This is a genomic window from Streptomyces sp. NPDC005791, assembly GCF_042871485.1.
Taxonomy (GTDB): domain Bacteria; phylum Actinomycetota; class Actinomycetes; order Streptomycetales; family Streptomycetaceae; genus Streptomyces.
The window spans coordinates 217493-230916 of the sequence record NZ_JBIAIP010000010.1 but is presented as its reverse complement, the minus strand read 5'-3'; the positions used below and the strand labels follow the sequence as shown (position 1 = coordinate 230916).

Annotated in this window: 10 protein-coding genes; all 10 read left to right on the top strand. The window is 70.5% G+C overall.

Going from position 1 to position 13424, the window contains the following annotated elements; translation table 11 throughout:
* The first annotated feature begins 4 nt into the window (after positions 1–4).
* Positions 5–1993: a penicillin-binding protein 2 gene (locus ACFYSH_RS21240; RefSeq protein WP_359466392.1), complete on the top strand. Its 1989-nt coding sequence runs from the start codon at positions 5–7 to the stop codon at positions 1991–1993.
* Positions 1994–2009: 16 nt separating this feature from the next.
* Entirely contained in the window at positions 2010–3740 is a 1731-nt protein-coding gene (locus tag ACFYSH_RS21235; RefSeq protein WP_388754397.1) for a UDP-N-acetylmuramoyl-L-alanyl-D-glutamate--2,6-diaminopimelate ligase, read from the top strand.
* Positions 3741–3744: 4 nt separating this feature from the next.
* A complete protein-coding gene (murF, locus tag ACFYSH_RS21230) occupies positions 3745–5163 on the top strand; it encodes a UDP-N-acetylmuramoyl-tripeptide--D-alanyl-D-alanine ligase (protein WP_359466389.1) in 1419 nt (472 codons plus the stop codon).
* Positions 5160–6230, top strand: coding sequence for a phospho-N-acetylmuramoyl-pentapeptide-transferase (gene mraY, locus ACFYSH_RS21225; protein ID WP_359466388.1), 1071 nt, complete (start codon positions 5160–5162; stop codon positions 6228–6230). The genes murF and mraY overlap by 4 nt, the downstream gene beginning before the upstream one ends.
* Positions 6227–7645, top strand: a complete 1419-nt coding sequence (murD, locus tag ACFYSH_RS21220) for a UDP-N-acetylmuramoyl-L-alanine--D-glutamate ligase (protein ID WP_359466470.1) — start codon at positions 6227–6229, stop codon at positions 7643–7645. Before mraY ends, murD begins: the two co-directional genes overlap by 4 nt.
* A 129-nt stretch (positions 7646–7774) precedes the next feature.
* On the top strand, positions 7775–9232 hold the full coding sequence (gene ftsW / locus ACFYSH_RS21215; protein ID WP_359466386.1) for a putative lipid II flippase FtsW: 1458 nt from the start codon (positions 7775–7777) through the stop codon (positions 9230–9232).
* A 6-nt stretch (positions 9233–9238) separates the two neighbouring features.
* On the top strand, positions 9239–10333 hold the full coding sequence (murG, locus tag ACFYSH_RS21210) for an undecaprenyldiphospho-muramoylpentapeptide beta-N-acetylglucosaminyltransferase (RefSeq protein ID WP_359466385.1): 1095 nt from the start codon (positions 9239–9241) through the stop codon (positions 10331–10333).
* A 49-nt stretch (positions 10334–10382) separates the two neighbouring features.
* Entirely contained in the window at positions 10383–11180 is a 798-nt protein-coding gene (locus ACFYSH_RS21205) for an FtsQ-type POTRA domain-containing protein (protein WP_359466384.1), read from the top strand.
* A gap of 276 nt (positions 11181–11456) precedes the next feature.
* Positions 11457–12671, top strand: a complete 1215-nt coding sequence (gene ftsZ, locus ACFYSH_RS21200; RefSeq protein WP_359466382.1) for a cell division protein FtsZ — start codon at positions 11457–11459, stop codon at positions 12669–12671.
* Between the two features lie 17 nt (positions 12672–12688).
* Positions 12689–13420, top strand: coding sequence for a peptidoglycan editing factor PgeF (gene pgeF / locus ACFYSH_RS21195; protein WP_359466380.1), 732 nt, complete (start codon positions 12689–12691; stop codon positions 13418–13420).
* Positions 13421–13424: the final 4 nt, after the last annotated feature.

Here is a 13424-nt window from a genome sequence, read left to right as displayed (position 1 = left end):
CGCAGTGCCGTCCAAGGAACCGCCGCGCCGCCGCGTACCCGGCCCCGCGCGCTCCCGTAACGCGGCCGGCGGATCGGGGCGTCCCCGGTCCGCCGCCCGTCCCGAGGCCCGGCCTCCCCGGCGCCCGGCGGCGAGGAAGCGGAGCGGCGGCTCCCCGCAGTCCATCCGCCTGGGCAGTCCGCGCCCCCGGCTGCGGCTGATCAGCCTCTGTCTGACCCTCGTCATGCTGGCGTTCGTCGTCCGGCTCCTCCAGGTCCAGGCGGTCGACGCCGGTATGTACGCGGCCAAGGCCGAGGCGAACCGCTATCTGGAGTACACGATCGCCGCCGAACGCGGTGAGATCACCGACCGCAGCGGTATCGCCCTGGCCACCAGCGTCGACGCGCACGACATCACGGCCGACCCGAAGCTGTTCACTCCCGAGGAGAGCAAGGCCCCCGACGCCCCGCGGCAGGCGGCGGCCCTGCTCGCCCCGATCCTCGGCAAGGACGAGGCGGAGCTGGCGAAGAAGCTCGCGGCCAAGACCCGCTACGAGGTGCTCGCACGGCGGCAGACCCCGCAGGTCTGGAAGCAGATCAAGGACCTCAAATCGGCCTTCGCCGAGGAGGCGGCCGAGGACAGGGCGAACGGCGGCCCCGGAGCCAACGTGCTGGCCGGTGTCCTCCAGGAGTCCACCACCAAGCGCGTGTATCCCAACGGGGACCTCGCCGCAGGGATACTGGGATTCGTCAACGCCGAAGGCAAGGGCGGCGGCGGCCTGGAGTCACAGCTGAACAAACAGCTGCAGGGCGAGGACGGCAAGATCCGCTACGCCCAGGCGGGCGGCCGTCCCGTGCCGACCGCCGGCTCCACGGAGGTCCCGGCCGTCGCCGGCACCGACGTCGAGCTGACGATCGACCGGGACATCCAGTGGGCGGCCCAGCGCGCCATCGCGGACCAGGTCGAGGAGTCCGAGGCGGACCGTGGCTACGTGGTCGTCCAGAACACGAGGACCGGCGAGGTCCTGGCCATGGCCAACGCCCCCGGCTACGACCCGAACGACCTCACACAGAACGACTCGGCGGCCCTCGGCAACGCGGCCCTCCAGGACGTCTACGAACCCGGCTCCACCAGCAAGGTCATGTCCATGGCCGCAGTGCTGGAGGAAGGAGCTGCCACGCCCGGCACGCACGTCACCGTGCCCAACCGGCTGCACCGGGGCGACCGTCTCTTCAGGGACGACATCGACCACCCGACCTGGTACCTCACGCTCAACGGCGTACTCGCCAAATCGAGCAACATCGGCACCATCCTGGCCACCGGGCAGCTGGGGAAGACCCAGGCCGAGGCCAACAAGGTCCTGTACTCCTACCTGCGTAAATTCGGCATCGGCAGCACCACCGGGCTCGACTACCCGGGCGAGTCGCCCGGCATCATCGCCAAGCCCGAGGACTGGTCGACCTCCCAGCAGTACACGATCCCGTTCGGCCAGGGCCTCTCGCTCAACGCCATGCAGGCCGCGTCGGTCTACCAGACCATCGCCAACGGCGGGGTCCGGATCCAGCCGACCCTTGTCCGCGGCACCAAGGACGCGGACGGCAACTACACGGCGTCCGAAGCGCCCGAGCGCACCCGGGTGGTCAGTGAGAAGACCGCCAAGACCCTGGCCAGGATGCTGGAGTCCGTGGTGGACGACGAGGAAGGAACCGGAACGAAGGCTCACATTCCGGGCTATCGGGTCGCGGGCAAGACCGGCACGGCCAACCGCGTCGATCCCGTGCGTGGCGTCTACAAGGGCTACACCGCGTCCTTCGCGGGCTTCGCGCCCGCCGACGACCCGCAGATCGCCGTCTACTGCGCCATCCAGAACCCCACCAAGGGCAGCTACTTCGGCGGCCAGATCTGCGGCCCGATCTACAAGAAGGTCATGGAGTTCGCCCTGAAGACCCTCCAGACGCCTCCTTCAGGCAGCGATCCCGCCCGGCTGCCGGTGTCCTTCGCGCCCGGCGGGTAACGCGGGGGAACCCTCAGTGACGACCATCACCCCTGATCCCGGGAACCGGAACGAGAAGTACCGCAACCCCGGCCCCTCACTTCGCGGGAGGCCGGGTCCGCCCGGTACGCTCACCGCCGTGCCCCACGCTGATCAGTGCCAAACCACTCAGAAGGACGCGCCTGTGAACTACCCGGGAGCGCCCCGACCGGACCGGCTCAGGCCGACCTCCCTCGGAGAGCTGGCAGCCCGGCTCGGTGCCGGCCCGCAGGATTCCGGTGACGTCACCGGCATCACCCACGACTCCCGGGCGGTGCGCCCCGGTGACGTGTACGCGGCCCTGCCCGGTGCCCGCTTCCACGGCGCCGACTTCTCCGCCCAGGCCGCGGGCCTCGGAGCGGCCGCGATCCTCACCGACCCGGCGGGTGCCGAGCGCGCCGCCGCCACCGGCCTCCCGGTCCTCGTCACCGAGGACCCGCGTGGCCGGATGGGCGACATCGCGGCCGAGATCTACGGACGGCCGGGCGTCGGCCTCCTCCAGATCGGCATCACCGGGACGTCCGGCAAGACGACCACGGCGTACCTCGTCGAAGGCGGGCTGCGCGGCGCCGGACGCAGCACCGGACTGATCGGCACCGTCGAGATGCGGATCGGCGACGAGCGCATCAAGTCGGAGCGCACCACCCCCGAAGCCACCGACCTCCAGGCCCTCTTCGCCGTCATGCGCGAACGCGGTGTCGAGGCGGTCGCCATGGAGGTCTCCAGCCACGCCCTGGTGCTCGGCCGGGTCGACGGATGCGTCTTCGACGTCGCCGTGTTCAACAACCTCAGCCCGGAGCACATGGAGTTCCACTCCGGGATGGAGGACTACTTCCAGGCCAAGGCCCAGCTGTTCACCCCGCAGCGGAGCAAGATCGGTGTCGTCAACCTCGACGACGAGTACGGCCGCAGGCTGGTGACGGAGGCGTCCGTGCCGGTCGTGACCTTCTCCGCGGAGGGGCACCCGGACGCCGACTGGCGGGCCGATGACGTCGAAGTAGGCCCCCAGGACAGCAGCTTCACCGTGAGCGGCCCCAAGGGCGAACGCGTCACCGCCAAGGCCCCGCTGCCCGGCCCGTTCAACGTCGCCAACACCCTCGCCGCGATCGTCACCCTGGCCGTCGCGGGCGTCGACCCGCAGACCGCCGCCGACGGCATCGCGGCCGTCCCGGGCGTTCCCGGCCGGCTGGAACGCGTCGACGCCGGCCAGCCGTACCTCGCGGTCGTCGACTACGCGCACAAGACCGACGCCGTCGAGTCCGTCCTGCGCTCCCTGCAGAAGGTCACCGAGGGCCGGGTGCACATCGTGCTCGGCTGCGGCGGCGACCGCGACACGACGAAACGCGGCCCGATGGGCGCCGCCGCGGCACGGCTCGCCGACACCGCCGTGCTGACCTCCGACAACCCCCGCTCCGAGGACCCCCTCGCGATCCTCGCCGCGATGCTCTCCGGCGCGGCCGAGGTGCCCGTCCACGAGCGCGGAGACGTCCTCGTGGACGCCGACCGGGCCGCGGCCATCGCCGCCGCGGTCGCCCGGGCCGAGCCCGGCGACACCGTGCTGGTGGCCGGAAAGGGACATGAGCAGGGCCAGGACATCCACGGAGTGGTACGGACCTTCGACGACCGGAAGGTCCTGCGCGAGGCGATCGAGCGTTCCCTGGGGCGCACGGACGCCGCGCACGCCCCCGAAGACCGTGTACACACCCATGAGAACAACAGTCAGGGATGACCAAGTGATCGCCCTTTCCCTCGCCGAGATCGCCGGAATCGTCGGCGGGCAGCCGTACGACGTGCCGGATCCGTCCGTCGTCGTCACCGGCCCCGTCGTCATCGACTCCCGGGAGGTGCGCCAGGGCGCACTGTTCGCCGCGTTCGACGGCGAGCGCGTCGACGGCCACGACTACGCTCAGCGCGCCGTCGAGGCGGGCGCGGTCGCCGTGCTCGCCGCCCGCCCCGTCGGTGTACCCGCGATCGTCGTCGACGACGTCGTGGGCGCGCTCGGGGCCCTCGCCCGCGCCGCCGTCGAACGCCTCGGCACCGTCGTCGTCGCGTTGACCGGCTCGGCCGGCAAGACGTCCACGAAAGACCTGATCGCCCAGCTCCTGGAGCGCAAGGCGCCCACCGTCTGGACACCCGGCTCCTTCAACAACGAGATCGGTCTGCCGCTCACCGCTCTGCGCGCCACGGCGGAAACCCGCCATCTCGTGGTGGAGATGGGTGCGCGGGGCATCGGCCACATCCACTACCTCGCCGACCTGACGCCGCCGCGGATCGGTCTGGTCCTCAACGTGGGCAGCGCCCACATCGGGGAGTTCGGCAGCCGCGAGGCGATCGCGCAGGCCAAGGGCGAGCTCGTCGAGGCCCTCCCGGAGGACGGCGCCGCGATCCTCAACGCCGACGACCCGCTCGTGCGTGCCATGGCGTCCCGCACAAAAGCCCGGGTGCTCCTCTTCGGAGAGGCCCCGGATGCGGACGTACGGGGAGAGAACGTGCGGCTCACGGACGACGGACGCCCCGCTTTCGCGCTTCACACACCCACCGGGTGCAGCGACGTGACCTTGCGCCTGTACGGTGAGCACCACGTGTCGAACGCGCTCGCCGCGGCCGCCGTCGCCCATGAGTTGGGCATGTCCGTGACCGAGATCGCCGAGGCGCTCTCCGGGGCGGGCACCCTCTCCCGCTGGCGCATGGAGGTCACCGAGCGTCCGGACGGTGTGACGGTCGTCAATGACGCCTACAACGCGAACCCCGAATCCATGAAGGCCGCACTCCGTGCGCTGGCTGCCATGGGCAAGGCCCGACGGGCAGACGGGGGACGTACGTGGGCGGTGCTCGGTCAGATGGCCGAGCTCGGTGACGCGTCGCTCGCCGAGCACGACGCGGTCGGACGGCTCGCCGTCCGGCTCAACGTCAGCAAGCTCGTCGCTGTCGGGGGAAAAGAAGCCTCCTGGCTGCAACTGGGCGCATATAACGAGGGTTCGTGGGGTGAGGAGTCGGTGCACGTGTCCGACGCACAGGCGGCCGTCGACCTGTTGCGCAGTGAACTGCGCCCGGGAGACGTCGTGCTGGTGAAGGCGTCCCGGTCGGTCGGCCTGGAAAGGGTCGCCCTGGCACTGCTGGAGACGACCGAGGGCGAGGTCGCCGTCCGATGAGGCAGATCCTCTTCGCAGGGGCCATAGGGCTCTTCCTGACCCTGGTCGGCACTCCGCTGCTGATCAAACTTCTGGCCCGCAAGGGCTACGGGCAGTTCATCCGGGACGACGGTCCGCGTACCCACGGCAGCAAGAAGGGCACTCCCACCATGGGTGGGATCGCCTTCATCCTGGCGACGATCATCGCGTACGTGCTCGCGAAGGTGATCACGGGTGAGGAGATGCGCTTCTCCGGCGTTCTCGTCCTGTTCCTGATGGCCGGGATGGGCCTCGTCGGCTTCCTCGACGACTACATCAAGATCGTGAAACAGCGCTCGCTGGGTCTGCGGGCGAAGGCCAAGATGGCCGGCCAGCTGATCGTCGGCATCGCCTTCGCGGTGCTCTCGCTCCAGTTCGCGGACGCCCGCGGCAACACCCCGGCCTCCACCCGGCTGTCGTTCGTCGAGGACTTCGGGTGGTCGATCGGCCCGGTGCTGTTCTGCGTCTGGGCGCTGTTCATGATTCTCGCCATGTCCAACGGCGTGAACCTGACGGACGGCCTGGACGGTCTGGCGACCGGCGCGTCGGTGATGGTCTTCGGCGCGTACACCTTCATCGGGCTGTGGCAGTTCCAGGAGTCCTGCGCCAACGCGACCACCCTCACCAACCCACAGGCGTGTTTCGAGGTACGTGACCCACTCGACCTCGCGGTCGTCGCCTCGGCCCTGATGGGCGCCTGCTTCGGCTTCCTGTGGTGGAACACCTCGCCCGCCAAGATCTTCATGGGCGACACCGGTTCCCTCGCCCTCGGCGGCGCGCTCGCGGGTCTGGCCATCTGCTCCCGCACGGAGTTCCTGATGGCGATCCTCGGCGGTCTCTTCGTGATGATCACCATGTCCGTGGTCATCCAGGTCGGTTCCTTCAAGATGACCGGCAAGCGGGTCTTCCGGATGGCACCGCTCCAGCACCACTTCGAACTCAAGGGGTGGTCCGAAGTCCTTGTCGTGGTCCGCTTCTGGATCATCCAGGGCATGTGCGTGATCGTCGGACTCGGCCTCTTCTACGCGGGATGGGCAGCCAAGAAGTGAGCAACGTGGACTGGCAGGGCAAGCACGTCACGGTCGCCGGGCTCGGGGTGAGCGGTATCCCCGCCGCCCGCGCCCTGCACGAGCGGGGGGCGCTCGTCACCGTCGTCAACGACGGCGACGACGAGCGCTCCCGCGCCCAGGCCGCCGAACTGGAGGCACTCGGGATCACCGTGCGCCTCGGCGACGGCGACACCCTGCCCGAGTCCACCGAGCTCGTCGTCACGGCGCCCGGCTGGAAGCCCGGCAAGCCGCTCTTCCAGGCAGCCGCCGAGGCGGACGTCCCCGTCTGGGGCGACGTCGAACTCGCCTGGCGGCTGCGGGGTCCTGGCGCCGCACCGTGGCTCGCGGTCACCGGAACCAACGGCAAGACCACGACCGTGCGGATGCTCGCCTCGATCCTCGGAGCGGCCGGTCTGCGTACCGCCGCCGTCGGCAACATCGGGGTGTCCCTGCTGGACGCGGTGCTCGGCGACGAGACGTACGACGTACTCGCGGTCGAGCTTTCCAGCTACCAGCTGCACTGGGCGCCCTCGTTGCGCGCCCACTCCGCGGCCGTGCTCAACCTGGCTCCGGACCACCTCGACTGGCACGGCTCCATGGCCGGTTACGCCGCCGACAAGGGCCGGGTCTACGAGGGCAACAGCGTCGCCTGCGTCTACAACGCGCAGGACCCGGCGACGGAGGACCTCGTGCGCGAGGCCGACGTCGAGGAAGGCTGCCGGGCCATCGGCTTCACCCTCGGTACGCCGGGCCCCTCGCAGCTCGGGGTGGTCGACGGCATCCTCGTCGACCGGGCCTTCGTCGCCAACCGCCAGAAGCAGGCCCAGGAGCTCGCCGAGGTCGGCGACATCAATCCGCCGGCTCCCCACAACATCGCCAACGCCCTGGCCGCGGCGGCACTGGCCCGCGCCTACGGCGTGCAGCCCGCCGCCGTACGGGACGGGCTGCGGGCCTTCCGCCCCGACGCCCATCGCATCGAACACGTGGCCGACGTCGCCGGCGTCACCTACATCGACGACTCCAAGGCCACCAACACCCACGCCGCCGAGGCATCCCTCGCGGCCTACGAACCGATCGTATGGATCGCCGGCGGCCTCGCCAAGGGCGCCACCTTCGACGAACTGGTCAAAGGGGCGGCGAAGCGGTTGCGGGGCGTAGTCCTCTTGGGCGCGGACCGGGCGCTGATCCGTGAAGCCCTGGCGCGACACGCCCCCGAGGTACCGGTGGTCGACCTCGACCGGACCGACACTGGTGCGATGTCCGCGGCGGTCCGCGAGGCGGCACGGCTGGCCGGTCCGGGTGACACCGTCCTGCTGGCCCCGGCCTGCGCCTCGATGGACATGTTCGTCAACTACAACAAGCGGGGCGAGGCGTTCGCGGACGCGGTCCGCGAACTCGCCGACGAGAGCGCCTGACGAGCGCGGTCTCCGCGTCGTACCGTCCCGGGGAACCGGCGTGTCCGGTCACCCGGTCACGAGCGGCGCCGCCGGGCCACCGGGCTCCGGCGGCAGCCCCGGGCACGAGCAGTGGAGGGGACAGCGACAATGCCGGCCGACGAGAGCCCGACCGCGCGCGGAGCCGACCGCACACGGGCGGCCGCCGCGATCCGCCGGGCGCTCACCCCGCCCCTGCCCATCGGTCCGTCGCCCGCCGGTCGCGGTCCCTTCGCGGGGCTCGCGCTGCGGAGCCGGCCCGCCACGGGCTCCCGGCGGCCCCCCGCGCCGCGTGGCGGACCCCGTACGTCGGGAACACCCCGGGGTCGCCGGGGCTCCGGGGTGCGGCGGGCGTACGAGCGGGCGCGACGGGCCTGGGACCGCCCGCTGACCGCGTACTACCTGATCCTCGGCGCCGGTCTGCTGATCACGGTTCTCGGCCTCGTCATGGTCTACTCCGCCTCGATGATCAAGGCGCTGGAACTGGCACGGCCCAGCACGTACTTCTTCCGCAAGCAGTTCCTGGCCGCCGTGATCGGGGCCGGACTGATGCTCCTGGCTTCCAGGATGTCCGTCAAACTCCACCGGGCGCTGGCCTACCCGCTGCTCACGGGCACGGTCTTCCTGATGGTCCTGGTCCAGGTGCCGGGGATAGGGATGTCGGTCAACGGCAATCAGAACTGGATCTATCTCGGCGGCCCCTTCCAGCTCCAGCCCAGTGAGTTCGGCAAGCTCGCGCTCGTCCTCTGGGGCGCCGACCTGCTCGCCCGCAAACAGGACAAGCGGCTGCTCGCCCAGTGGAAGCACATGCTCGTCCCGCTCGTCCCGGTCGCCTTCATGCTGCTGGGGCTGATCATGCTCGGCGGTGACATGGGTACTGCGATCATTCTCACCGCGATCCTCTTCGGCCTGCTCTGGCTGGCCGGTGCCCCGACCAGGCTCTTCGCCGGTGTACTCGCCTTCGCCGGTCTCATCGGATTCCTCCTCATCAAGACCAGCCCCAACCGGATGTCCCGGCTCGGCTGCATCGGCGCGTCCGAGCCCGGCCCGGGGGACTCCTGCTGGCAGGCGGTGCACGGAATCTACGCCCTGGCGTCCGGCGGATGGTTCGGTTCCGGGCTCGGTGCGAGTGTGGAAAAATGGGGTCAACTCCCGGAGCCGCACACTGACTTCATCTTCGCCATCACCGGGGAGGAACTGGGCCTGGCGGGGACGCTGTCGGTGCTGGCCCTCTTCGCGGCTCTAGGCTATGCGGGTATCCGCGTGGCCGGACGCACGGAGGACCCCTTCGTGAGGTACGCAGCGGGAGGCGTGACCACCTGGATCACGGCGCAGGCCGTGATCAACATCGGTGCGGTGCTCGGCCTGTTGCCGATCGCCGGTGTCCCGCTCCCGTTGTTCTCCTACGGGGGCTCGGCCCTGCTGCCGACCATGTTCGCTGTCGGGCTCATGATCGCCTTCGCGCGAGAGGACCCTGCGGCGAGAGCGGCCCTGGCCATGCGGAGGCCCGGGGTCAGATGGAAGACGATGAGACGGCGCGTCATGAAGCGTCCGTCCGGAGAGCGGTGAATTTCGGTGCATGTCGTACTCGCCGGCGGGGGGACCGCCGGGCACATCGAGCCCGCGCTTGCCCTCGCAGACGCCCTGCGCAGGCAGGACCCGGCCGTGGGCATCACTGCCCTCGGCACGGAACGCGGACTCGAGACCAGGCTCGTACCCGAGCGGGGGTACGAACTGGCACTGATCCCCGCCGTACCGCTGCCGCGCAAGCCCACACCCGAGCTGATCACCGTCCCGGGGCGGCTGCGCGGCACCATCAAGGCCGCCGAGCAGATCCTGGAGCGCACCAAGGCGGACTGTGTGGTCGGCTTCGGCGGCTACGTGGCCCTGCCCGGCTACCTCGCGGCCAAGCGCGCCGGGGTACCGATCGTCGTCCATGAGGCCAACGCGAGGCCGGGCCTGGCCAACAAGATCGGTTCGCGGTACGCCCACGGCGTCGCCGTCTCCACCCCGGACAGCAAGCTGCGCGGTGCCCGCTACATCGGCATCCCGCTGCGCCGCACCATCGCCACCCTCGACCGGGCCCGGGTCCGCCCCGAGGCGCGCGCCGCCTTCGGTCTCGACCCCAACCTGCCGACGCTGCTCGTCTCCGGCGGCTCGCAGGGCGCCCGTCACCTCAACGAGGTGGTCACACGGATCGCACCGCTGCTCCAGCGGTCCGGGATCCAGATCCTGCACGTGGTCGGCCCGAAGAACGAATTGCCGCGTATCGACAACATGCCCGGGATGCCGCCCTACATCCCGGTACCGTACGTGGACCGGATGGATCTCGCGTACGCCGCGGCCGACATGATGCTCTGCCGCGCGGGCGCGATGACCGTCGCCGAACTCTCCGCCGTCGGGCTGCCCGCCGCCTACGTCCCGTTGCCGATCGGCAACGGCGAACAGCGGCTCAACGCCCAGCCGGTGGTCAACGCCGGCGGCGGCCTGCTGGTGGACGACGCGGCGCTCACCCCGGAATGGGTGCAGGGCAACGTCCTCCCGGTGCTCTCGGATCCGCACCGGCTGTACGAGATGTCCCGTGCCGCCGCGGAGTTCGGGCGACGGGACGCCGACGACCTGCTCGTCGGCATGGTGTACGAGGCGATTGCCGCACGCCGCCAGGCGTGAGGCGAGGCGGACCCGGGGCGCGCGCCCCGGGTCCGGCGAAGGAGCGAGCGTGGCCGGACCGACGACCGCCCAGCGCGGCGAGGCCGAGCGGGCCGACACCCCGGCCCGCCCGCCCCACATCAGCCCCGAGGGGCGACGACGGCTGGCCGGCCGTACGCGGTTGATCCTGGCCGCGGCCGGCCTCGTCGTGACCGCCGCGGCGACCGTCTGGGTGCTCTACGGCTCATCCTGGCTGAGGCTGGAACAGGTGACGGTCACCGGCACCGACGTCCTGACCCGGAGTGAGGTGGGCGCGGCGGCCGCGGCGCCGGTCGGCTCTCCGTTGATGTCCGTGGACACCGGTGCGATCGCGGACCGCCTGCGCCGGAAGCTGCCTCGTATCGACTCCGTGGATGTCGTACGGTCATGGCCGCACGGGGTCAGGCTCGAAGTGACCGAACGAAAACCGGTTCTGCTGGTCGAGAAGGGCGAGAAGTTCATCGAGGTGGATGCGAAGGGCGTCCGCTTCGCGACTGTGGACAAGGCGCCCCCGCACGTGCCGCTCCTGAAGCTGACGCCCGATCAGTCCGCGAGCCTGCGCCGCTTCGGCGGTGACCGCCTGCTGCGGGAAGCGGTGCGGGTGGCGGGAGACGTCCCGGCGAAGGTCGCCGCGGAGACCGGGACCGTACGGGTCACTTCGTACGATTCCGCCGTCCTCGAACTGACCCGGGGCCGCACCGTGATGTGGGGAAGCAGTGAGGAAGGGCCCGTGAAGGCGCGGGTGCTCACCGCTCTCATGAAAGCGTCTCCCGAAGCGGGACACTTCGACGTAAGTGCTCCCACCGCCCCAGCGGTTTCCAAGAGTTGACGCCCGTTTGACCTGGCCAGCCCCCTGGTTGGTCAGCGCTACGGGTGATCACATAGGGTGAAAAGAAAAACGGGAGGTTCGGCGTGTTCGTTGAACGTGCGCCACTTGTCGACTTAGTGTCCTGTTCGGAAGAGTCCAAGAAGCAGACACACTGGTAACCCTGAACTTGAACGTTAGGGTTTGGGTCGGCGTCCGGACCGACCCAATCGGCATCCGTCGTCGCGGCGGGACTACCGCGAAGCGACGACACGTAACTCGAGGCGAGAGGCCTTCGACGTGGCAGCACCGCAGAACTACCTCGCAGTCATCAAGGTCATCGGTGTCGGCGGCGGTGGTGTCAATGCCATCAACCGAATGATCGAGGTCGGCCTCAAGGGCGTCGAGTTCATCGCGATCAACACCGATGCGCAGGCACTGTTGATGAGCGACGCCGACGTCAAGCTCGACGTCGGCCGTGAACTCACCCGTGGCCTCGGCGCCGGGGCGAACCCGGCCGTCGGTCGTAAGGCGGCAGAGGACCACCGTGAGGAGATCGAGGAGGTCCTCAAGGGGGCCGACATGGTCTTCGTCACCGCCGGAGAGGGCGGCGGCACCGGCACCGGCGGCGCACCCGTCGTCGCCAACATCGCGCGCTCGCTGGGCGCCCTGACGATCGGTGTGGTCACCCGCCCGTTCACCTTCGAGGGCCGGCGACGGGCGAACCAGGCGGAGGACGGCATCGCCGAGCTCCGCGAAGAGGTCGACACCCTCATCGTCATCCCCAACGACCGGCTGCTGTCCATCTCGGACCGCCAGGTGAGCGTGCTCGACGCGTTCAAGTCGGCCGACCAGGTGCTGCTCTCGGGTGTCCAGGGCATCACCGACCTCATCACCACCCCGGGTCTGATCAACCTCGACTTCGCCGACGTCAAGTCGGTCATGTCCGAGGCCGGATCGGCGCTCATGGGGATCGGCTCCGCCCGCGGCGACGACCGCGCGGTGGCCGCAGCGGAGATGGCGATCTCCTCGCCGCTCCTGGAGGCGTCCATCGACGGCGCCCGCGGTGTCCTGCTCTCCATCTCCGGCGGCAGCGACCTCGGTCTCTTCGAGATCAACGAGGCCGCCCAGCTGGTGAGTGAGGCGGCCCACCCGGAGGCGAACATCATCTTCGGCGCGGTCATCGACGACGCGCTGGGGGACGAGGTACGGGTCACCGTCATCGCCGCGGGCTTCGACGGCGGACAGCCGCCGGCCCGCCGGGAGAACGTCCTCGGGTCGACCGCCGGCAAGCGCGAGGAGCCGGCTCCGCCGGCCCGGGCCGCCGAACCGGCTCGCCAGACCGGTGGACTGGGCTCCGTGTCTCCGCGCGAGGAGTCCCAGAAGCCGGCCGAGCCGGCGCCGGTGGCGAGCGAGAGCTCGCTGCCGCCGGTTTCCCCGCCGCACGTCCCGACGGCCCGGCCCTACCAGGACACCCAGGCCGAAGAGCTGGACGTACCGGACTTCTTGAAGTGATAGGTCCGCAGCACGCGGTGAAAGCCGCGGAGTCCTCGCCGGGCGGCGCCCATTTCGCCTTCACCGACAGGTGGGGCGGAGTGAGCGCCGTTCCGTACGAGGAGCTCAACCTCGGCGGTGCGGTCGGCGACGACCCCGCCGCCGTCCGCACGAACCGTGCGCGTGCCGCCCGCTCCCTCGGTCTCGACCCTGACCGGGTGGTCTGGATGAACCAGGTGCACGGGCGTGACGTGGCCGTGGTCGACGGCCCCTGGGGCGACACCGCGGACATCCCCGCAGTCGATGCGGTGGTGACGGCGCGGCGCGGACTCCCGCTCGCGGTGCTCACCGCCGACTGCACTCCCGTGCTGCTCGCCGATCCGGTCGCCGGTGTCGTCGCCGCCGCCCATGCGGGACGGCCCGGTCTGGTCGCGGGAGTCGTCCCGGCCACGGTCGAGGCCATGGCCGCGCTCGGCGCCGAACCGTCCCGGATCGTCGCCCGCACCGGACCGGCCGTCTGCGGGCGGTGTTACGAGGTCCCGCAGCAGATGCGCGCGGAGGTCGCGGAAACCGTTCCGGCGGCGTGGTCGGAGACCAGTTGGGGAACACCCGCGGTGGACGTCACGGCCGGAGTCCACGCCCAGCTCGACGAGCTCGGCGTCGTCGACCGGCACAGCTCGCCGTTCTGCACCCTGGAATCCGGTGACCACTTCTCGTACCGCCGCGACCGCACCACAGGACGGCTCGCCGGATATGTCTGGTTGGACTGATAGG